Raw genomic sequence first — 21682 nt, 5'->3', positions numbered from 1 at the left:
GGTGATAAGATGAGCTGGTTTGATAAATTATTCGGAGAATCAAAAGAAAATACTGAAGATATCAGAACAGAAAGACTGGATACCTCAGAAAATGACGTATATAGGCGCCCTCGTGGAAAGTTTCGTTTTCCGGTTGATGTGGACACTGTTAAGACGAAAGATAGTGATCATAAGACGAGCAAGACAAAACTTGAAAAAAATGATGACCCCTTTATCCCTGTACAAGCGCAGTATGATCATCAAAAGACTTCGTTTGATGAAACATACGTTTCTAGAAGACAGAGAAAAGCAGCTCGTAACCAACACCCAGGCTATAAGGTTGAAACCTCTCCATTAGGAAAGAAACAAGGAGATGATGCTCAAATAGAAAAAGCATCTCGTGTGCATCAGCCCAAGTTTAAAGCTTCAGAAGTACCTTCGGCAATATATGGAACAAAAAGTCGTAAAGATCCTTCAATGTTAAAGGGTCGAGCATCTATTGTCCCTAAGAAAAGTACAGCTACACGTCCTGCGACACCGACACATCGCAAAGAAGATAATACGGTCAATATTGAGAATGTATATGCCTCTCAAATAGTTGCTGAAATCAGAAAAGAGCGTGACAAGAAAATTCAGCGTCAAAAAGATTTTCAGGAAGAGCGTAGAAAACTTGCTGACCAGCAAGAAGCGTTAAAATCTATGATTAACCACGAAACGGTTGAACAAGAAGCTGAAGAGAAGAATGTTTTAGAGGATAATGTGCTTGCAGTTGATGATGTCGTGCAATTATCAGAGGATGTTATAACGTTATCTGAAGAAGCATTAGTCACTGATATTGAGGTTCAAGCGCTTAGTGAGACGCCAATTAAAGTGAATATCAGCGATGAGGACACAGAGGTTAAACTGAACTCCGGTGAATCGTATACTTTCAGTTCACGTGAAGATGAGACTTTCATGGAAGAAAATATTACTTTTGAAAGTACTGAAGAGGCAGCAGAGGCTATACAGGTAGATGAGGAAGTATTTGACGATGTATCTTTTGAGACGGAAGATGAGATGACTGAAACGATTGAAGTTGAAGATGAAACCGATAGCGAAACAGATGAAACTGTTGAAATATCAGAAGAGGATGAAGGTCCTGTTTCGTTAGAACCTGTGCTATCACCTGACACTAAGAAAGAGAAAGTCACTCCATTTAATGTAGTCATGACACCAAGTGATAAGAAGCGTTTAATGCAGCAACGAGAAGAATCGAAATTATCGCCAGCAGAAGTAAAAATCAAAAGCAATGAACCGCTAGAAGAAGTACTAGAGGAGCATCCTGAGACACCTGCTGAGCTACAGGAAGCTGAGGATGAAAGGAAGCTAAGACAGTTCAAGCGCAAAGGACCAAAGTATCTTCTTCCACCTGTCAGCTTACTGAATCCTGCAGATAATATGGAACGAGATGAATCATGGGTTGAAGAACATAAAGCGCAGCTTGATGATGCGTTCTATCATTTTAATGTGCCGGCAAAAGTAGAGAATGTCGTCGTCGGTCCTTCGGTTACACGATTTGAACTTTCGGTAGAGAAAGGTGTAAAGGTTTCGCGCATCACGAATCTTCAGGACGATATTAAAATGGCGTTAGCAGCCAAAGATATCCGAATAGAGGCACCGATTCCTGGTACTTCGCTTGTCGGTGTTGAAGTACCGAATGTTGAAACGCGTAGCGTCAACTTAAGTGAAATTGTCTTCAGCAAGAAGATGAAATTCTCTGATAGTAATCTGTCTGTCGCGCTCGGAGCTAGAATTAATAACGAACCGATGATTATGGATCTTGCGAAGATGCCGCATGGTTTAATTGCCGGTGCTACAGGCTCTGGTAAATCTGTGTGTATCAACTCAATTCTTATTTCACTGCTATATCGTAATAATCCTAATGAATTGAAATTATTACTGATTGATCCTAAAATGGTCGAGCTTGCGCCATATAATGATTTGCCGCACTTAATTGCACCTGTTATTACTGATGTTAAAGCAGCTACAGAGAGCTTAAAATGGGTTGTCGGTGAGATGGAACGCAGATATCAGATGTTTGCAGATGTCCATGTACGTAACATTACTGCTTATAACCAGAAAGTAGTCTATCAGGAGAGAATTCCGAAGATCGTTGTCGTGATTGATGAATTAGCAGACTTAATGATGATGGCGCCACAAGATGTGGAGCATTCCATTGCACGAATTGCTCAAAAAGCACGTGCAGCAGGTATTCATCTGATACTTGCTACACAACGTCCTTCAGTCAACGTAATCACAGGATTAATCAAAGCGAATGTGCCGACACGCATCGCATTTATGGTATCTTCTTCTGTTGACTCCAGAACAATACTTGATTCTGGTGGCGCTGAGAAATTGTTAGGAAACGGTGATATGCTGTATCTTGGGAATGGGATGAATAAGCCGATTCGAATACAGGGAAGCTATATTTCCGATAGTGAGATTGATGAAGTTGTAGGCTATATTAAGTCTCAAGGGAAACCAAACTATCTCTTCCATGAGAAGACTTTGCTGAAGAAGTTATCAGAGCAGCCGAAAGATGAACTGTTCAATGATATTTGCAACTTTATGGTCGAAGAAGGGCATATTTCGACTTCTCAAATACAAAGACGCTTCCAGATAGGCTATAATAGAGCAGCGCGAATTATCGATCAACTGGAAGAAATGGGTTATGTCAGTGGTCAGAATGGCTCTAAACCAAGAGATGTGCTGATAACAGAAAAACAAGAAGAATATTAGGAGATGAATTTATGACTTTATATCATTTTGTTGGTATTAAAGGTTCAGGAATGAGTGCGTTAGCTCAAATACTATTTGATATGGGTGAAACGGTACAAGGATCAGATATCGAGAAAGAATTTTTTACAGAGAAATCTTTAAGAGAAAAAGGAATAACAATACTGCCATTTAATCAGGAGAATATTAAAGAAGGTATGACAATCATTGCCGGTAACGCATTTAATGATGACCATGAAGAAATTGTGCGTGCACATGAACTTGGACTTACTGTAACTCGTTATCATGACTTTCTAGGCAACTTCATGGGTCAATATACATCTGTGGCAGTTACTGGTTCTCACGGTAAGACGTCGACAACTGGACTGTTATCTCATGTGATGAATGGTGACAAGAAGACTTCTTACCTTATTGGTGATGGTACAGGGATGGGGATGCCTGGTAGTGAGTATTTTGCATTTGAAGCCTGCGAATATCGCAGACATTTCTTAAGCTATTCACCGGATTATGCGATTATTACAAATATCGACTTTGATCATCCCGACTACTTTGCATCGATGAGCGATGTGTTCAATGCATTCCAGGAGATGACGAAGAAGGTTAAGAAAGCAATTGTAGCTTGTGGTGACGATGAGAATTTAAGAGATATCGTAGCAGATATCCCGATTTATTACTATGGCTTTAAAGAAGATAATAAAGTCGTTGCAAAGAATATGAAGACGACCCCACAAGGGACACAGTTTGAAGTGTATATTGACGGAGAATTGTTTGATACGTTTGTTACTCCAATGTATGGAGATCATCAAGTACTGAATGCACTTGCTGTCATAACAATCTGTCACCTAGAAGGACTGGATAACGCAGCTGTAAAACATGCTTTAAGCACATTTGGTGGCGTTAAACGTCGTTTTAGTGAAAAGGTACAGGACGAACAGATTCTTATCGATGATTATGCACATCATCCAACTGAGATTAAAGCGACGCTACAATCTGCACATCTGAAATATCCTGAGCGTAAAGTCATCGCAGTATTTCAGCCGCATACATTTTCACGTACAAGTGCATTTCTTGAAGATTTCGCAAATAGTTTAAAGCTTGCAGATAAAGTATATCTCTGTGATATCTTCGGTTCAGCACGTGAAGATAGTGGGGAGCTGACAATCGGTGACTTGCAAATATTGATTCCAGGTGCTGAACTGATAAACGAATCCAACGTCAATCTGCTGAAACAATATAAAGATGCAGTGGTTATCTTTATGGGTGCAGGAGATATACAGAAAATTCAAGTCGCATATGAAAATTTAAAATAGTATGATATGATGTTTATTAATAAGGTATAAGGGTAATTTAGAGTATAACAAGTTAATAATTTTAGGAGGCGTTTTTATGGAATGGATTTTACCGATTGCAGGTCTAATCGCTGCGATTGCATTTTTAATTCTATGTGTATTCATCGGAATCACTTTATTATCAGTGAAGAAGAATTTAGATCATGTAGCTAAAACTTTAGATGGTGTTGAAGGACAAATTCAAGGAATCACTCGTGAATCAACAGATTTACTTCACAAAACTAATCGTTTAGCAGAAGATGTTCAGGATAAATCTCAACGTTTAAATTCAGTTGTAGATGCAGTGAAAGGTATTGGTGATTCAGTACAGAACTTAAACAGTTCAGTTAATAATGTTACATCATCAATTACGCATAACATCTCGCAGAACGAAGATAAGATTTCTCAAGTTGTTCAGTGGTCAAACGTTGCAATGGAAGTTGCTGATAAATGGCAGATGAGAAAGCAACGTCGTGGTACTGTAAATTTTAATGATGATATTTATCGTACACCACAAAATAACTTTAATGAAACACATACAACAGGTGATCATTTAGATCAGGATAAAATTAATGCAGGTTTAAAGTAAACCGCTAAGGGAATGTACATTATGTACATTCTTTTTTTAGGAGGGAATAAGATGGAAACTTATAATAGAGATTTACATACACATACAGTTAAAGAATACGAAGTGAAAAAGGATACAACAGCACGTGACTTTTCATTAGGACTTGTCGCAGGACTTGCAGTGGGGTCATTTATCGGTTTACTCGTTGCTCCAAAATCAGGTAAAGTACTGCAAGAAGAACTTGGAGAAAAGGTAGAAGTATTAAAATCAAAATCTATACAATCATATACTGATCAAATTAAAAATGCTGAAAGCTTTAAAGAGAAAGCTGTTACATTTAACGCAGATCTTTCTAAGGAGAATCAAAGCGATCTAGAGCTTCAGAAGAGAGCGATTAAAGCTGAGGTGAACGATGATACTTTGAAGCAGCCAGATGCAGTTGTGGATAAAGCATTAACGCCAAACAAGGACGAAGCATTGTTAGAAAACAAAAAAACTAAGCATATTGCTGACAATCTATCCCCTAAAAACAAATAATCACAAAATATCTTTGTAATATGATAAAATAGTAGGCCTAAAGTCTACTATTTTTTTAATTTTAAAATAAAAGAGGTCAAACGATGAACGATTTAAATGCATTACGCGAAAACATTGAAACATTAAACATTGAAATATTAAAGCTGTTAAGCGAACGTGGTGAAATTGCAAAGCAGATCGGACAAGAAAAACGTAAGCAAGGCACTGCAATCTATGATCCCGAACGCGAAAAACAAATGATTAATAAATTGCTGGATTTAAATGATGGTCCATTTGATGACAATGTTATCAAGCAGTTATTTAAGGAAATATTTAAAGCTTCAACAGAATTACAGAAGTCTGAAAGTGAGAAGCATCTTTTAGTCTCACGTAAGTTAAAACAAGAAGATACTATTGTTACATTCGATAACGGGGGCATCATCGGTGCAGGTACAAAGTCATATGTATTTGGACCATGTTCGGTAGAATCTGCAGAACAAGTTGAAGCAGTCGCTAAAAATCTCCATGACAAAGGTGAAAAATTTATTCGTGGTGGCGCATTTAAGCCAAGAACTTCTCCGTATGATTTCCAAGGACTAGGAGAAGAAGGATTACAAATTCTTCACGATGCGGGTAAGAAATATAACCTCAACGTTGTCAGTGAAATTGTCAATCCAGCGCATTTTGAACTTGCAGACCAGTATGTTGATGTATTCCAGATCGGTGCGCGAAATATGCAGAACTTTGAACTCCTTAAAGAAGCAGGACGTACAAATAAACCCGTACTTCTTAAGCGTGGACTGAGCGCAACGATAGAAGAGTTTGTCTATGCAGCCGAATACATCTATGCACAAGGCAATTCAAAGATTATTTTATGTGAGCGTGGTATTCGCACGTATGAAAAAGCAACAAGAAATACATTAGATATTTCTGCCGTACCAATATTAAAGCAAGGTACACACCTTCCTGTATTGGTAGATGTTACACATTCAACGGGACGTAAGGATATTATGCTGCCGGTAGCTCGTGCTGCACTCGCAGTTGGTGCAGATGGGGTGATGGCTGAAGTACATCCAAATCCAGCCGTTGCATTAAGTGATGCCGGTCAGCAGATGGATTTTGAAGAGTTCGAAAATTTCTATAAAGCGTTAAATGAATTTAAAAGTAAATTTTAACAATAAAAAATTTGCTTAAAATAATCATTTAGAATGAAAAGTCTTTGAAAACGTGTTAGAATAATAAATAAAACGTTTTCAGGAGGAAAAAATGACCGTAACAATATATGACGTAGCACGCGAAGCGAAAGTATCTATGGCCACTGTATCTCGTGTCGTAAATGGCAATCCAAATGTGAAGCCTGCGACAAGAGATCGCGTAAATGAAGTGATTGAACGTCTGAACTATCGTCCAAATGCAGTCGCACGTGGGCTAGCAAGCAAGAAGACTACAACAGTTGGGGTAATCATCCCGGATATTTCTAATATGTATTATTCAGAACTTGCACGTGGATTAGAAGATATCGCTAAGATGTATAAATATCAGACAATCATTTCAAATTCTGATAATGATGCATTAAAAGAACAAGAAATCTTTAATAACTTACTGTCAAAGCAAGTTGATGGCATCATATTCTTAGGGGGGACACTCTCTGAGAAGACAGCAGAGATGATACGTAAATCGAGTGTACCTGTGGTATTATCAGGGACACTCGATCAAGATGAAAGCTTACCTTCAGTGAATATCGATTATGTGGATGCGAGTAGAAAAATTACCCATAAATTCATAGAAGCAGGTGTGAAACGATTTGCATTTGTTGGTGGAGGATATTCTGAAAAAGCACAGATCGATGTATTAAGTGGAATGAAATCATTGCTCGGCGAACATGCGATTGAATTACCGGAATCAGCTCAATATATAGGGGCTGAACAATATTTAGATGGTGAGAAGGCATATAGAGTGATTAAAGAGACGAATCCTGAAGTTATACTATGCATTAGTGATGAGCAGGCGATTGGTATCGTACATGCAGCACAGGATGACGGAAGAGTTATACCTGATGATTTACAGGTCATCAGTTTTAACAATACTCGATTAGTGAAAATGGTACGCCCGAAGCTTTCAAGTGTAATGCAGCCATTATATGATATTGGTGCTGTGGGGATGCGTCTTTTGACTAAATATATGAACGATGAGCCGATTGAAGATCAGAAAGTCGTTCTACCTTATAGAATAGAATATCGTGGAACGACGAAATAGAAATTAAGGACCTTGCGTATGCGAGGTCCTTAATTTATGGGTTGGTAAAGTGGCTCGTAAAATAAAAACACGAGCACCTAGTAATGCTGTACGATACGTGCCATCATCATTTTATTTTTTTCTTCGATATCGCGTCTTCTAGGTATGACTCGATACCCTTGTAGATCTTCATTCCATGTTTTTGGCATCTTTACTTGTGTTTTACTTTGCCACATCGTAATCCAGTCATCTGGTATTGCACCTTCTAAATAACTGCGTCCGAGCATCGCATTATATACTTGTGCCCAGGCGAGTGGTGCGACTTGAAAGATATTATAACCGCCACCTCCGACAGCAATCCACTTTCCATTTGTATATTCATTTGCTAATCGAAGGACGATTTGTGGGATGTGCTGATATGTCCTGTGTGTACAAGAGAGGTGTGTCAATGGATCAAGATAATGTGCATCCGCACCATTTTGACTTAATATAATATCCGGTTTAAAGAATTCACATGCTGCGCGTAAACTTTCTTCAAAACATTCTAGAAATGAATCATCTTCAGTATAGGCATCAACAGGTATATTCATACTGTATAAATAACCATCACCTTCACCTTTTTCAGTAATGGCACCAGTTCCTGGGAACAAGTACCGACCTGTCTCATGAATAGAGTAGGTCATCACCTGATTATCGCTGTAGAAAGCAAACTGTACGCCATCACCATGATGTGCGTCGGTATCGATATAGAGCACACGTTGTTTATATTTACGTTTCATATATTCTATAGCGACTGCAGAATCATTATAGATACAAAATCCTGAAGCACGTCCAGTGAAGCCGTGATGGAGCCCACCACCAAAGTTACATGCGGTATGATCGATACCAGTCATAACAATATCGCATGCAGTAAGCGTTGCGCCTACTAACAACGCGCTCATTTCATGCATATCTTTAAAGTTCGGTGTATCATTTGAGTTAAGTCCAAATTTATCACAATCACCGGCACTCAGTTCTCCGCGTCCTGCCTTTTTTACAGCTTCAATGTATTCTGGCTGATGAATGAGCATCAGTTCTTCATCTGTTGCAGTACGGGGCTCAACGATATCTTCTGCGCGCAGCAGTGATAAGCTTTCAAGCAGTGATTTCGTAAGTAACAGGCGCATCTGATTAAACGGGTGATCATCACGAAAGCGGTATTTCAGCAAGTTCTTTGAGTAGACGAATTTTGTCATAGGCCGCTTTCGAAAGGATCAAGTACTGTGAATCCTTTCTTCTCCAGATCAAATATCGCAATATTTGGATTCATTGCAAGCATGCGTAACGTCACAATTTTCTTACCGACCTGTGCTGTATCCCGGAATACGAGAATACTCTCGATACTGATCTTATGTCTATGAAATACTTCCGTGACTTCGTGCATAATACCCGGTTCATCAGGAATGCTAATCTGTATTGTTGTACCTGGACGTGTTACACCGGTAAGCTCAATAAATGTATTGAGCATATCTTTACTGGTTACAATGCCCACAACTTTCTCGTTTTGTACAACTGGAATGCTGGCGATAGATGCATCATAAAAATCAACTGCAATATCTGCCACAAAATCAAGAGGGTGGCATGTAATCACATTTTTTTTCATAATCTGTGAAATCGGGACATTATAATCAATTGCTTCATCATGTTTTAATAGTGACGGCAATACTTCTTTTATTTCACGATCTGAAATAATACCTTGCAAATGCTGTTCATCGTCTACAACCGGTAAATGGCGAATGTTCTTATCATTCATCAATGCGATGGCCTGAGCGATAGAACCTTCTGTATTGAATGTAATACATGGTGATGTCATAATGCGTTCTACTAACATAATTACCCTCCTATAAGAAAAAGCGATTCTGGAATCTAATATTATCGAATGTCTGTATCTGATCATTTGTAATGCGTTTGCCTATTCTTGCCATCAAGCAGTTGGCCGGATGACTTGTAATTTCAGGATCATCTGTAGAGAATACTTCCATGCCACCAGCAGCCATCATCTTCTGCATAATTTTTTTATATTCGAATACATCCAGGCCACTGTTCTTTAAATCCCAATGCCAATAATATTCGGTCGTAATAATGATATAATCTTCCATCGCATCATCTTGCATTGACAGTTCAAGCATGGCCTTACCAAGGCCCATTGCACGATACTGTTCACTAATTTCTATCGCGCCAAGCTCTAATAGATAAGGTAAGTTTCCATCACTCCATCGTTCTAATGGATCTGGATATAGATAAGTTGTATATCCGATAATATTGTCACCATCTCGGCATATAATGATACGTCCTTCCTCGAGGTCTGCAATTTCCTGAATTGCTACAAATTGTTCTTTCGGAATTCTGAATGCAACGAGACCCTCATCAAATGTATATTTCTTTAAGGTATCACTGTCTATTGGGCCTTCGACGATAATTGATTTTCCGTTAGCTTCAACTGTGCGTTTATAGTAAGTTTTAGTATGCTCCATAGTCACTCCTTGAGAAATAATTTTATATTTTGAAAAATCAGTCAACTTTATTATATAATATAAGAGTAATAATGAAAACGATTACATAGGGGGATTTTAAAATGAAGACAGAAATTTTTGAAGCAGTTCAAGGTGATCACAATCTATCTAACTACGAGGAAGTGTATAACAACTTTGACTGGAAGGAAGTTGAGAAGAACTTCTCATGGCATAATACAGGAAAAGTTAATATGGCTTATGAATGCATTGATAAACATGTCGATAATGGTAAAGGGGATAAAGTAGCGTTACACTACAAAGATGCAAATCGCGAGGAATCATATACTTTTGAAGAGATGCAGCGCAATTCAAATAAGGCTGCGAATGTGCTCGTTCAGGAAGCGGGTGTTAAAAAAGGAGACCGTGTATTTATCTTTATGCCACGCTCTCCCGAACTTTACTTTGCCTTTTTAGGCGTTCTTAAGATTGGTGCTATCGTAGGGCCATTATTTGAAGCATTCATGGAGAAAGCAGTACGTGACCGTTTAGAGAATAGTGAAGCGAGTGTCATCATTACAACGAAAAGTCTACTCGGGCGTATACCAAAAGACGAATTACCACACTTAAAACATATTGTTGTAGTAGATAAAGATGTAGAGGAAGGATATATCGATTTCAATGCTAAGTTTGAGTCTGCATCAGATGAATTTGAAATTGAATGGCTGACACTGGATGATGGTTTAATTCTTCATTATACTTCTGGTTCAACTGGACAGCCAAAAGGAGTGCTTCATGTACAGAATGCAATGATCCAGCACTATATTTCTGGATACTACGTATTAGACTTAAAAGAAGATGACATCTACTGGTGTACAGCAGATCCAGGATGGGTTACAGGGACGAGCTACGGTATATTTGCACCATGGTTGAACGGTGTGACAAATGTAATCGCAGGTGGAAGGTTCTCTCCAGAAGGATGGTATAAGACGATACAGCAATTTAAAGTGACAGTGTGGTATTCTGCACCGACAGCATTCCGTATGTTAATGGGTGCAGGGGATGAAGTGATTAACAAATTTGACCTTTCGAGCTTACGTCATATACTGTCTGTCGGTGAACCTTTGAATCCTGAAGTAATTAAATGGGGGCACAATGTATTTAAACTGCGTATTCATGATACGTGGTGGATGACAGAAACAGGAGGTCATATGATTGTGAACTATCCTGCGATGGATATTAAATCTGGTTCGATGGGTAAACCATTACCTGGCGTTATTGCAGCAATCGTTGATAATGAAGGAAACGAGCTTCCGCCAAACCGTATGGGAAACTTAGCGATGAAATCAGGATGGCCATCGATGATGAAAGAAATTTGGAATAATGAAGCGAAGTATAAATCATATTTCTTACCAGGAGACTGGTATATTTCAGGTGATTCTGCATATATGGATGAAGATGGCTACTTCTGGTTCCAGGGACGTGTAGATGATGTTATTATGACGGCGGGAGAACGTGTAGGCCCATTTGAAGTAGAATCTAAGCTTGTAGAACATCCAGCGGTACAAGAGGCGGGTGTTATCGGAAAGCCGGATCCGGTTCGCGGAGAAATCATTAAGGCATTTATTGCACTTCGTGAAGGGTATGAAGCAACAGATGAACTGAAAGAAGAAATTCGCGTGTTTGTAAAAGAAGGACTTGCAGCACATGCCGCACCTAGAGAAATCGAGTTTAAAGATAAGCTGCCGAAGACACGTTCAGGTAAGATTATGAGACGTGTACTTAAGGCATGGGAACTAGATTTGCCGACGGGTGATTTAAGTACGATGGAAGATTAATATTTGAAGGTCAGAACGATGATGTTCTGACCTTTTTTAGTGTGGTAACACAGACACAGAACGCGTGCGGTATTTTATTATAATTTTAAGAATTAATAATAGAAAACATTCGACAATGTGAAAGCGTTATCTTATTATTAGGATGTAAAGACACTTTAAATGATTAGGAGAATGTTAAAATGACGAAATATTTATCAGATTTAGAAATTGCTAATCAGGCAACGATTAAACCGATTGCTGAAATCGCTGAAGCTGCAGGTATTCCTGATGATGCGGTTGAGCAATACGGGCATTATAAAGCAAAGATTGACACTTCTAAAGTGACTACAGATAAGCAAGGTAAAGTAGTACTTGTGACTGCGATGAGTCCAACACCGGCTGGTGAAGGTAAATCAACAGTCACTGTAGGTATTTCAGATGCATTTAAAGCGTTAGGTAAGAACGTTATGGTAGCTTTGCGTGAGCCGAGTTTAGGTCCGGTATTTGGTATGAAAGGTGGAGCGACTGGTGGGGGTCGTGCACAAGTCTTACCGATGGAAGAAATTAATCTGCACTTCAATGGAGATTTACACGCCATCACAACAGCAAATAATGCATTAGCAGCATTTATCGATAATCATATTTATCAAGGGAATAGATTAAATATTGATCCACGTCGCGTTGAGTGGAAGCGTGTCATCGATATGAATGACCGTGCATTACGTCAAGTGGTTGTTGGTCTTGGTGGTCCTTTCAAAGGAGTACCCCGTGAAGATGGTTTCGATATCACGGTAGCAAGTGAAATCATGGCTGTATTCTGTCTTTCAAACAATATTGAAGATCTAAAAGAAAACCTAGGAAAAATGACAATCGGTTATACTTATGACCGCAAACCAGTTACTGTTAAAGAATTAGGAGTAGAAGGTGCCTTAGCATTAATCCTTAAAGATGCATTAAAACCAAACTTAGTACAAACAATCGAAGGTACACCTGCGCTTATTCACGGTGGACCGTTCGCTAATATTGCTCACGGATGTAACTCAATCATCGCAACGAAGACTGCACGTAAATTAGCAGATATCGTTGTTACTGAATCAGGATTTGGTTCAGATTTAGGTGCTGAGAAGTTCATGGATATTAAAGCGCGTAAAGCAGGTATACAACCAGATGCAATCGTTGTAGTTGCTACTATCCGTGCGCTTAAGATGCATGGTGAAGTTGCAAAGAATGAGCTTGGAGCTGAAAATGTAGAAGCATTAAAATCCGGTATTCAGAACCTAGAGAAACATATCGAAAACTTAAATCAATTTGGTGTTGAACCAGTTATCGCTTTAAATAATTTCGTTACGGATACAGATGCTGAACGTGAATTTGTTATTAACTGGGCAAAAGAACATGGTGTGAAATTAGCATTAACTGAAGTATGGGAACATGGTGGTGAAGGTGGTAAAGATTTGGCGAACTTAGTATTAGAAGTGCTGGAACAACCACAAAACTTTAAACCATTATATGACCTATCGTTACCAGTTGAAGAGAAAATCCGTACAATCGTTCAAAAGATCTACGGTGCAGATGATGTAGTATTCACTGATAAAGCGAAGAAACAATTAAAAACAATCGCTGACAATGGCTGGAATGAATATCCAGTATGTATGGCGAAGACGCAATACTCATTCTCTGATGATCCTAAGAAACTAGGTCGTCCATCTGGATTTGAAATTACAATCCGTGAATTAATTCCTAAGACAGGTGCAGGATTCATCGTTGCATTAACAGGGGACATTATGACCATGCCTGGTCTTCCAAAAGAACCGGCAGCACTGCGTATGGATGTAGATAAAGAGGGTAATGCAGTAGGTTTATTCTAATAGAATATTACTCAAGTGATGATAAATAATAAGAAGAACCGATCAGTATAGAAAGCAATACGTTTCTATACCGACCGGTTCTTTTTTAGTTTCTCTTTTTCTTTTGCGTATTTTGTTTCGATTTCGTAAAGATCTTACTTTTTGTTGCAGGGTCTAGCTTAATACCAAGTCTATTCAATACATCAGGAGTATCTAGTGTTTTCTGAGTTAAATCAGTTTTGTCAGATACGAGACTTTCTTTTGTAGATTCACCAGATACACAGCCGGATGTGCTATTCGTAAATTGACAGATGCTTTGTTTTGTTACGCTCTTTGGCTGGTTAAATCGTTCACCGACACCCATCTGGGATTGATCGATTGATGAAATCTGATTGGCGATATCACGCCATAACTTGAGCTGGTAATGATTTTCTTCATCAAATGTAGTTGGAACATCATAGCCCATCCAGATACCCATTGTTACTTTAGGGTTATAAGCAACAAACAGACTGTCTTTTGCATCTTGAGTCGTACCTGTCTTGCCGGCCCAGTCCTGATTATATAGGAAGGTACCTTTCAATGAATAAGCACTACCAGTATCGAGTACGCCACGTAACATATCAGTCGTCATATAAGCGGTAGATGCACTATAAATACGCTCTGGTTTTGCTTCATGCTGATAGATGACTTTGCCATCTTTAGCTTTAATACGTTCGATCATATAGCTTTCTTGATAGTTTCCTCCATTGGCTAAAGTCGAGAAACCATCCACATTATTTTTAAGCGTGATATCTGTCGCACCGAGTGCTAATGATAAGTTTTCCTGTTCAGATCCTGGAATATTAAAGTCCATCTTGTTTAATAATTCCCATGGCTTCTTATCCTGAATACTAGAATATAGTCTTAAAGTACTTAAGTTTAAAGAATTCTCTAACGCATAACGTGTTGTCACATTCCCGTATTCCATACGAGCATAGTTTTCTGGTTCATAACCATTGTAATTAAACTTTTTATCGAGCAGCATCGTCTCTGGCGCCGTAATGCCATACTCCATTGCAGGAGCATAGGTTAATAATGGTTTGATTGTAGATCCTGGAGAACGTTTCGTTTTCATTGCGTGGTTATTTTGTGACTTATCGTGATCTCGGCCACCAATAAACGCGATAATTTTACCTGTCTTATTTTCTTTTAAAAGGACACCGACTTCTTGGCTCAATGTCTTTGTTTTTCCGCCTGCCTCTACTTGTCGGTCATAAGAATAATAGTTAGGATTATCTTTAACTGCATTCATTGCATCGAAAATGGGTTTATTAATTGTAGTTTCTACGATATACCCATCGTTACGTACAGCACGTTCTGCGATACCCTTATACTTTTCTTGAAGAACGGGTGTTTCATCAAGTTCTGTCTTTGAAACATTATCCTTTGAAGCAAAGTGGTATTTCAGAATATCTATAGCTTCATCTTCAACTTCTTGGGTCAGGAAAGGATATTTTTCGTTTGGCGTCTCTACATCTTTCGTAAATGACTTAACGATGTTAAATGATTTTGCTTTATCATATTCTGTTTTACTGATCTTATTTTCCTGATACATACGTGACAGAACATATTGCTGTCTTGTCAGCCCATATGCAAGATCATCTTTAGACTTGACTGAACCGTCCTGCAAAAAGGGTGTATATGTATAAGGATTTTGTGGAAGGCCTGCGATATATGCAGCTTGAGCGATGTTAAGCTCGTTTGCTTTAACACCGAAAATCCCTTGAGCAGCCGCTTCGATTCCAGCGATGTTCTGACCATTCGTGTTGCGACCAAAACTGACGACATTTAAATAAGCTTCAATAATTTCATCTTTCGTCAGTGCTTTTTCTACTTTAAAAGAAAGCATCATTTCTTTGGCTTTTCTTTGGAAGGAAGTTTCATTTGTTAACAGCTGATTCTTGATAAGCTGCTGTGTTAAAGTACTGCCGCCACTCGTCGCGCCAGTGTTAAGAAATTCTTGAGCAGTTGCTCGTATAAAAGCTTTCGGTACGATACCTCTATGGCGATAGAAACTTTCATCTTCAGTAGCGATCAATGCATCTTTCACATGAGGGCTCATATCTTTAAGCTTAATAACTTGTCGCTGTGTATCAGCGTTTAAATTACCAAGTGATTCTCCCGAACCGAAATATACAGTTGTACTTTGTGTCATCTCATAAAGTGATTTCTTCAGTTCACTGTTAGACTTTACCGGCTCATCTTTTACTAGTGCCAGGAAATAGCCGCTACCGATCCCAAGCATGAGCGTAGCGAATAAAATGCCTGCTGTGATTAGAAAGAGCAGTGTTTTTGAAACAGTTTCATAAAGGCCATTAAAGATAACGTAGGGGGTAAATTTAATGTTTTTGAATCCTTCCTTATAGCCTATAAGCTGACGCTTAAATTTATCTTTGTATGAAGTTTTGTTTGCCATATTTTTTCCTCCTGAATATTTTTTTAGTATATCATAATTTCAGGTTCTTGACTTCACTCATCCAATTTTATACACTAGTATCATAATTGATTTGAAACTAAATATAAAGACTTTTCGGGACAAGTAATGATTGAACTTGAATTTAGAGACTTAGTGGGTGGTGAAAACTAAGCATGTTCTTTGATGAATACACCTGATATGTGGAGTCTACGTCATAATGAGCGTTTTCATTAATAAAGTGATGAGTAATCATAAGTTTGGTGGTACCGTGCATTCAAGCACCCTTACATTTGTAGGGGGGCTTTTTTATTTTAATTAAGAGGAGGAAATTAATATGACAAGTGCATTATTAGAAGATTTAAGATGGAGAGGTTTAATCTATCAGGAGACGAATCCTGAAGAAATGGAAGCTTTGCTGAATAAGGAATCGGTAAGCGTATACTGTGGAACGGACCCGACTGCAGATAGCCTGCATATCGGCCATCTCCTTCCTTTCATGACTTTAAAACGATTCCAGGCACATGGACATCGCCCTGTCGTTCTCATTGGGGGCGCTACAGGAATGATTGGCGATCCATCTGGGAGAACAGATGAGCGTACACTGCAGACATTAGCGCAAGTTCAGCATAATGTCGACGGTATCAGCAAACAGATGGAGCAGTTATTTGATTTCGGTACTGAAAATGGTGCAATTCGTGTAGACAATAAAGACTGGCTTGGTGAAATTGATCTGTTGACGTTCTTAAGAGATTACGGAAAGCATGTCGGTGTAAACTATTTATTAAATAAAGACAGTATCGCATCTCGTCTTGAAACAGGGATTTCTTTCACAGAGTTTACTTATACAATTCTGCAGGCCATTGACTTTGGACATTTAAATAAAACATTGAACGTTAAGCTCCAGATCGGTGGCAGTGACCAGTGGGGTAATATCACAAGTGGGATGGAACTCATGCGACGTATGTATGGCGAAGTTGAAGCTTATGGTATGACAGTTCCTTTAGTTGTAAAATCTGACGGCAAGAAGTTTGGTAAATCGGAAGGAGGGGCCATTTGGTTAGATCGCACGAAGACGACACCTTATGAGTTCTACCAGTTCTGGATCAATACACCAGATAGCGATGTTATCAAGTTTTTAAAATACTTTACCTTCTTAAGTAAAGAAGAGATAGATGCTTTAGAAGCATCCGTTGAAAACGAACCGCACTTGCGTCTTGCACAAAAACGATTAGCCGAAGAGGTAACGAAATATGTCCATGATGAATCTGCATTAGAAGAAGCAGTTAATATTACAAACGCTTTATTCAAAGGGGATTTAAAGGCTTTAACAGCGGATCAGTTACGCACAAGCTTTAAAGATGTGCCACAGGCAAAAGTTACAACAACAAATCTCGTTGAATTATTAATAGAAGCGGGCATCTCTCCAAGTAAACGTCAGGCAAGAGAAGATATTACAAACGGTGCGATATCGATTAACGGAGAGAAGGTTCAGGATGTTGCGTATGAAATCGTAGCGACTGACAAGATTGAGGGTGAGTTTACGATTATTAGACGTGGCAAAAAGAAATACTTTATGATTATTCACTAATACACTGACTATGTTTACAGTCCATGTATTTAGGGTAAAATTAAGTAATTTAAGGTAAAGGAGAAATGCAATGAAAAAGTTATTAGTACCGGTGATCGGTCTCATCGTATTATTATTAGTAATCGGTAGTATGTTGATCGGTCCCTATAATAAACTTGTTGATTTAGATACAGAAGTTGAAAAATCTCAAGCGAAGATTGATACGCAGTTACAACGTCGTCTTGATTTAATTCCTAATTTAGTTGAAACAGTTAAAGGTTACGCAAAACATGAGGAAAAAGTATTCAAAGATGTCTCTGATGCACGTGCGAAATTAGCAGGTGCAAATACAATGGAAGAAAAAGCAGAAGCGAACGCACAAGTAAGCTCAGCTTTAAGTCGACTAATCGCAATTCAGGAGAACTATCCAGAACTTAAAGCAGATACACAGTTCACAGGGCTTCGTGATGAACTTGCAGGTACAGAAAATCGTATCGCAGTAGCACGTAATGACTATAATGATATTGTTACGGAATATAACAAAGTCGTTAAACGTTTCCCAGGTAGTGTCGTTGCCGGATTATTTGGATTTGAAAAGAAAGAGTTCTTTAAAGCTGATAGTGCTGCAAAAGATGCACCAAATGTAGATTTTAATTCTGATAAGGATTCTGAGTAATGAAGAGATTCACGATATTTTTCGCGAGTCTTATAATCTTTCTTACAGCACTTCCGGTTAGTGCAGCTGAACCATTACCGAAACTTGAGCAGCCGAGGTTCGTGCAGGATCATATCGGTATTTTTAAGCAGCAGGAAAAAGATGCATTAAACCAAAAAGGTGAGACGCTTCACAGTGGTACGACTGCTGAAATCTTGCTGATGACAATGCCAAGTATCGGACAGGAAGTTAAAGAAGATTATGCACTACGCGCAGGTCGTGAATATGGGGTAGGAGATAAGGATAAAGATAATGGTATCGTTATTTTGCTGAATCTCGACAATAATAATGAAAATAACAATCGTGGTATAGAAGTGATGGTAGGCCCCGGCCTACAAGGTGTGCTGAACGACGCTAAAGTAGGACGTATGATTGATACATATGCGATGCCTGATATTCAAAAAGCGATGCAGGCAGACCCAGATGCTAGCAATGAAACGTCTCGACGCTATTATGCGCAGGCGATGACTAAACTTTATAATGCAATATTTGATGAAATCAGTAAGAGCTACGGCTTTGATGGTGAAAAGTATACACGTGATACACCCATTGCTACACAAGACGATAGTGTTGGTGATATCAGTGTGTTTGAAATTATCATCGCAATATTCTTCTTATACTTGATTCTCTCTATGTTCTTCGGTGGTGGAGGACGTGGCGGTGGTGGCGGTGGACGTCGATCCACTGGCCCTGTCATCTTCTTTCCGACTGGTGGAGGTTTCTCATCTGGAGGCTTCTCTGGTGGAGGTTTCTCAGGCGGAGGATTTGGCGGTGGCGGTTTTGACGGCGGTGGCGCTGGTCGAAACTTCTAAATAAAAAATTCGGAAATGTTATGAACCCTAAAAAATTCAACTTTAGGGATACACTACATTTCCGGATTTTTTTATTTGCTATTTGTACTTCTTAAAGTCATCGTAACTTCTGTTTTCTTATCTTCTCTATAAACAGTAAATTTCACTTTGTCGCCTGCTTTATGATGTGTATAAATATAATTTCTAACGTCGCTATCACTTTCAACCTTATGTCCATCGATAGCAGTGATGACATCGCCTTTATTGAACTTTGTACGAGAAACGCTGTCAGTTTGTGCTACAACAACACCTTCAGTTTGTGTTATTTTAAGTTCTTTCAGATACTCAGCTGGAACATCATTGATTCCTACCAGTCCAAGCCCCATATATGGACGTTCAACTTTACCGTTCTTAACAAGCTGTTCAATAATCGTCTTAGTGTCATTTGATGGAATAGCAAATCCAATCCCTTCCACTTGATTGGCAGATATCTTCATGCTGTTGATACCGATCAGCTGACCACTTGTATTAATTAAAGCACCACCAGAATTCCCGGGATTAATTGCTGCATCCGTCTGAATAACTTTGACGCTAGCGTTACCGGCAGAAGTTTCTACTTTCATTGTACGTTCCTTTGAGCTCACGATACCTTCTGTTACTGTACCAGCAAGTTCAAGACCTAATGGATTACCAATCGCATAGACAGGTTCGCCAATTCGAATCTTAGAAGAGTCGGCAAAGGCCACGGGTTTAATATTTAGCTGACCTGTTACTTTGAGTACAGCGATATCGGTCAAAGCGTCTGTACCCATTAGTTCAGCATCTATCGTTTTCCCGTTTGATAATTTAACCTTCAATTCTTTAGCGCCTTCAACAACGTGGTTGTTTGTAACAATATATGTATTGTTCCCATCAACTTGATATATTACACCTGAACCTGTTCCTGCAGGTGTAATATCGGTAGATCGATTGCCTGATAGGATATCATAGATACTGCTAGGTGCCTGCTGCATATTGATAACGCCGACAATTGCAGGAGAAACTTGTTCCAGCATTTGAGAGAGATTTGAAGTTGATTTGGAAGTTGTTGTATTATCAACTGTGACTGGAGAAATTGTTTCTGTTTCATCGTGTGAGAAATACTCTGGTAATTCAGTCACACCAAGCGTGAGTACAGATCCAACGACACCAGCAAGCACCATCTTTAAGAAGCCGGCTTTTTGTTTCTTTGGGTGTTGTGTTTGTAGATGAGAGTTTTCATTGTAATATTCATGATTTTGTTCCATAGCTACCTCCATTTGCTGCGATACAAAAAGTATAATCCCATTAAAATCAGAGTTCAAGCAAATGCACTCTTCAAAATATATTAGGTTATGATAAAATATAAATATTCTATGTAAAAGGAGTGCCATATGTATCAATTCATTTCTCGTATCATCTTCTTCTTTGTTAAAATATTAAACAAGTTAAAGGTTTCAGACAAACATCATCTTCCTGAAGATGAAGCATTTATCGTGACATGTAACCATGAGAGTATGGTGGAGATTATAATGCTCGCGATGAGTCTATATCCGTTAGAAGTTCATTATATGGCGAAGCAGGAACTATTTAAGACACCGCTATTAAATCGATTTTTTAGATCAGTTAATGCATTTCCTGTGAATAGAGAAAACCCAGGACCATCTACGTTAAAGATACCTGTTAAGCTGATAAAAGAAGGTAAGGTTGTTGGTATCTTCCCGAGTGGACAACGCAATAATGCAGCACCGATGAAAAAAGGAGCGGCGACGATTGCTGTACTATCAAAAAGTAAGATTGTTCCTGCGGCTTATACAGGACCACTTAAATTTCGTGATGTTATATTTAAGAGAAGAAAGTGCTGGATTAAGTTTGGAGCACCCATTGATAGCACTACATATTTATCCCAGTACAATAAAACTGAAGCAATAGAAAAGATTACTCAGCAACTTGAAAACAGCACAAAATCGATTATAGCAACAATGAAATAACACAAAAGCGGAATGATCTATAGATCATTCCGCTTTTGTGTTACGACCTAAGCTTTATAATAATAAGTTTCAACATCATCTGGATAAATAAATTCTAGCTTAATCACCTGTTCGTCATCTGATCTATGCATTCGTTTATAGAATTCATTTCTCGCTTGATTGATATAACGAACCTTCTCACACTCGTTCTGGATTATTTTATATTCTGCATGTTCTTGAGATGTGTCAGGATAAGAAGTTTTAAGCAATATAACTCCCATGATTCACACCTTCTTCCTTTTTGTATCTATAATAAGAACATACCCGTTAAACAAAATAATCAAACAAAAAAAGAAACAAGCTATGCAGTTGTTTCTCCTGTTCTATGGTCGTTATTGAAAAGTTCATCTTCTAATTGTTTTAATGTAAGATATGTGGCTTCATCCAATGATGAAACAGCTGCTTCATCTTCAAAAAGGGATTCAATCGTTGCAATATCAATATCTGTTGCCGTAGAAATCTGATACGCAGTTAATTTACCTTTAAAAAGTTGTGGCAATATTTGCATAAAATCACCCTCATTGTTTATATTAATTCATTATATAATACTTT

The 21682-nt window shown here is 38.5% G+C and carries 19 protein-coding genes; 12 read left to right on the top strand and 7 right to left on the bottom strand.

From position 1 onward, the window contains the following. Positions 1-9: 9 nt before the first annotated feature. The 6 genes from KYI10_07920 to ccpA all read left to right on the top strand — a co-directional run bounded on the left by KYI10_07920 (position 10) and on the right by ccpA (position 7422). Positions 10-2757 (top strand): DNA translocase FtsK, encoded by a 2748-nt coding sequence (locus KYI10_07920; GenBank protein ID QYA32310.1) that lies wholly within the window; start codon positions 10-12, stop codon positions 2755-2757. Between the two features lie 11 nt (positions 2758-2768). Beyond that, on the top strand, positions 2769-4064 hold the full coding sequence (gene murC, locus KYI10_07915) for a UDP-N-acetylmuramate--L-alanine ligase (protein ID QYA32309.1): 1296 nt from the start codon (positions 2769-2771) through the stop codon (positions 4062-4064). A gap of 76 nt (positions 4065-4140) precedes the next feature. Next, positions 4141-4671, top strand: a complete 531-nt coding sequence (locus KYI10_07910; protein ID QYA32308.1) for a DUF948 domain-containing protein — start codon at positions 4141-4143, stop codon at positions 4669-4671. A gap of 51 nt (positions 4672-4722) precedes the next feature. Then, positions 4723-5187: a YtxH domain-containing protein gene (locus KYI10_07905; GenBank protein ID QYA32307.1), complete on the top strand. Its 465-nt coding sequence runs from the start codon at positions 4723-4725 to the stop codon at positions 5185-5187. An 83-nt stretch (positions 5188-5270) separates the two neighbouring features. Further along, positions 5271-6341 (top strand): bifunctional 3-deoxy-7-phosphoheptulonate synthase/chorismate mutase, encoded by a 1071-nt coding sequence (locus tag KYI10_07900; protein QYA32306.1) that lies wholly within the window; start codon positions 5271-5273, stop codon positions 6339-6341. Between the two features lie 91 nt (positions 6342-6432). Next, the gene (gene ccpA, locus KYI10_07895; protein QYA32305.1) at positions 6433-7422 is read left to right on the top strand and encodes a catabolite control protein A; all 990 of its coding nucleotides are present in this window, start codon (positions 6433-6435) and stop codon (positions 7420-7422) included. 77 nt (positions 7423-7499) lie between these two features. On the opposite strand, the gene KYI10_07890 is transcribed toward ccpA, so the two are convergent. The 3 genes from KYI10_07890 to KYI10_07880 are packed head-to-tail and all read right to left on the bottom strand — an operon-like array spanning position 7500 to position 9914. Then, positions 7500-8636: an acetoin utilization protein AcuC gene (locus KYI10_07890; protein QYA32304.1), complete on the bottom strand. Its 1137-nt coding sequence runs from the start codon at positions 8634-8636 to the stop codon at positions 7500-7502. Beyond that, entirely contained in the window at positions 8633-9271 is a 639-nt protein-coding gene (locus tag KYI10_07885) for a CBS and ACT domain-containing protein (GenBank protein ID QYA32303.1), read from the bottom strand. The genes KYI10_07890 and KYI10_07885 overlap by 4 nt, the downstream gene beginning before the upstream one ends. A gap of 10 nt (positions 9272-9281) precedes the next feature. After that, positions 9282-9914, bottom strand: coding sequence for a GNAT family N-acetyltransferase (locus tag KYI10_07880; protein QYA32302.1), 633 nt, complete (start codon positions 9912-9914; stop codon positions 9282-9284). A gap of 101 nt (positions 9915-10015) precedes the next feature. Here KYI10_07880 and acsA point away from each other — a divergent pair, with 101 nt between their 5' ends. Together acsA and KYI10_07870 are read left to right on the top strand one after the other, a co-directional pair. Next, on the top strand, positions 10016-11728 hold the full coding sequence (acsA, locus tag KYI10_07875; protein QYA32301.1) for an acetate--CoA ligase: 1713 nt from the start codon (positions 10016-10018) through the stop codon (positions 11726-11728). A 179-nt stretch (positions 11729-11907) separates the two neighbouring features. Next, complete coding sequence (locus KYI10_07870) at positions 11908-13575, top strand: formate--tetrahydrofolate ligase (GenBank protein QYA32300.1); 1668 nt, start codon at positions 11908-11910, stop codon at positions 13573-13575. Between the two features lie 85 nt (positions 13576-13660). On the opposite strand, the gene KYI10_07865 is transcribed toward KYI10_07870, so the two are convergent. Beyond that, on the bottom strand, positions 13661-16009 hold the full coding sequence (locus KYI10_07865) for a transglycosylase domain-containing protein (protein ID QYA32299.1): 2349 nt from the start codon (positions 16007-16009) through the stop codon (positions 13661-13663). A gap of 334 nt (positions 16010-16343) precedes the next feature. Between KYI10_07865 and tyrS the strand changes: the two genes are divergently transcribed. From tyrS to KYI10_07850, 3 genes are all read left to right on the top strand, one after another. After that, a complete protein-coding gene (tyrS, locus tag KYI10_07860) occupies positions 16344-17597 on the top strand; it encodes a tyrosine--tRNA ligase (protein ID QYA32298.1) in 1254 nt (417 codons plus the stop codon). Positions 17598-17667: 70 nt separating this feature from the next. Beyond that, a complete protein-coding gene (locus tag KYI10_07855; protein QYA32297.1) occupies positions 17668-18252 on the top strand; it encodes a LemA family protein in 585 nt (194 codons plus the stop codon). Beyond that, positions 18252-19103 carry a TPM domain-containing protein gene (locus tag KYI10_07850; GenBank protein QYA32296.1) on the top strand — a complete coding sequence of 284 codons (852 nt, stop codon included), beginning with the start codon at positions 18252-18254 and terminating at the stop codon, positions 19101-19103. Before KYI10_07855 ends, KYI10_07850 begins: the two co-directional genes overlap by 1 nt. A gap of 71 nt (positions 19104-19174) precedes the next feature. Here the strand turns inward: KYI10_07850 and KYI10_07845 are convergent, their stop codons facing one another. Next, entirely contained in the window at positions 19175-20368 is a 1194-nt protein-coding gene (locus KYI10_07845; protein ID QYA32295.2) for a trypsin-like peptidase domain-containing protein, read from the bottom strand. Between the two features lie 126 nt (positions 20369-20494). Between KYI10_07845 and KYI10_07840 the strand changes: the two genes are divergently transcribed. Further along, complete coding sequence (locus KYI10_07840) at positions 20495-21091, top strand: lysophospholipid acyltransferase family protein (GenBank protein ID QYA32294.1); 597 nt, start codon at positions 20495-20497, stop codon at positions 21089-21091. Between the two features lie 47 nt (positions 21092-21138). Here KYI10_07840 and KYI10_07835 read toward each other — a convergent pair whose 3' ends face one another. Together KYI10_07835 and KYI10_07830 are read right to left on the bottom strand one after the other, a co-directional pair. Then, positions 21139-21351: a hypothetical protein gene (locus tag KYI10_07835; protein ID QYA32293.1), complete on the bottom strand. Its 213-nt coding sequence runs from the start codon at positions 21349-21351 to the stop codon at positions 21139-21141. Positions 21352-21431: 80 nt separating this feature from the next. Beyond that, entirely contained in the window at positions 21432-21638 is a 207-nt protein-coding gene (locus tag KYI10_07830; GenBank protein QYA32292.1) for a hypothetical protein, read from the bottom strand. Positions 21639-21682: the final 44 nt, after the last annotated feature.

The sequence above is a fragment of the Macrococcus sp. 19Msa1099 genome (genome assembly GCA_019357535.2).
GTDB classification, from domain to species: domain Bacteria; phylum Bacillota; class Bacilli; order Staphylococcales; family Staphylococcaceae; genus Macrococcoides; species Macrococcoides psychrotolerans.
Note: the sequence above shows the minus strand (reverse complement) of the source record. Positions and strands in the feature narration are given on the sequence as shown.

Coding starts and splice junctions, on each gene's coding strand:
- KYI10_07920 (QYA32310.1), top strand. CDS start 10: ATGAGCTGGTTTGATAAATTATTCGGAGAATCAAAAGAAAATACTGAA.
- murC (QYA32309.1), top strand. CDS start 2,769: ATGACTTTATATCATTTTGTTGGTATTAAAGGTTCAGGAATGAGTGCG.
- KYI10_07910 (QYA32308.1), top strand. CDS start 4,141: ATGGAATGGATTTTACCGATTGCAGGTCTAATCGCTGCGATTGCATTT.
- KYI10_07905 (QYA32307.1), top strand. CDS start 4,723: ATGGAAACTTATAATAGAGATTTACATACACATACAGTTAAAGAATAC.
- KYI10_07900 (QYA32306.1), top strand. CDS start 5,271: ATGAACGATTTAAATGCATTACGCGAAAACATTGAAACATTAAACATT.
- ccpA (QYA32305.1), top strand. CDS start 6,433: ATGACCGTAACAATATATGACGTAGCACGCGAAGCGAAAGTATCTATG.
- KYI10_07890 (QYA32304.1), bottom strand. CDS start 8,636: ATGACAAAATTCGTCTACTCAAAGAACTTGCTGAAATACCGCTTTCGT.
- KYI10_07885 (QYA32303.1), bottom strand. CDS start 9,271: ATGTTAGTAGAACGCATTATGACATCACCATGTATTACATTCAATACA.
- KYI10_07880 (QYA32302.1), bottom strand. CDS start 9,914: ATGGAGCATACTAAAACTTACTATAAACGCACAGTTGAAGCTAACGGA.
- acsA (QYA32301.1), top strand. CDS start 10,016: ATGAAGACAGAAATTTTTGAAGCAGTTCAAGGTGATCACAATCTATCT.
- KYI10_07870 (QYA32300.1), top strand. CDS start 11,908: ATGACGAAATATTTATCAGATTTAGAAATTGCTAATCAGGCAACGATT.
- KYI10_07865 (QYA32299.1), bottom strand. CDS start 16,009: ATGGCAAACAAAACTTCATACAAAGATAAATTTAAGCGTCAGCTTATA.
- tyrS (QYA32298.1), top strand. CDS start 16,344: ATGACAAGTGCATTATTAGAAGATTTAAGATGGAGAGGTTTAATCTAT.
- KYI10_07855 (QYA32297.1), top strand. CDS start 17,668: ATGAAAAAGTTATTAGTACCGGTGATCGGTCTCATCGTATTATTATTA.
- KYI10_07850 (QYA32296.1), top strand. CDS start 18,252: ATGAAGAGATTCACGATATTTTTCGCGAGTCTTATAATCTTTCTTACA.
- KYI10_07845 (QYA32295.2), bottom strand. CDS start 20,368: ATGGAACAAAATCATGAATATTACAATGAAAACTCTCATCTACAAACA.
- KYI10_07840 (QYA32294.1), top strand. CDS start 20,495: ATGTATCAATTCATTTCTCGTATCATCTTCTTCTTTGTTAAAATATTA.
- KYI10_07835 (QYA32293.1), bottom strand. CDS start 21,351: ATGGGAGTTATATTGCTTAAAACTTCTTATCCTGACACATCTCAAGAA.
- KYI10_07830 (QYA32292.1), bottom strand. CDS start 21,638: ATGCAAATATTGCCACAACTTTTTAAAGGTAAATTAACTGCGTATCAG.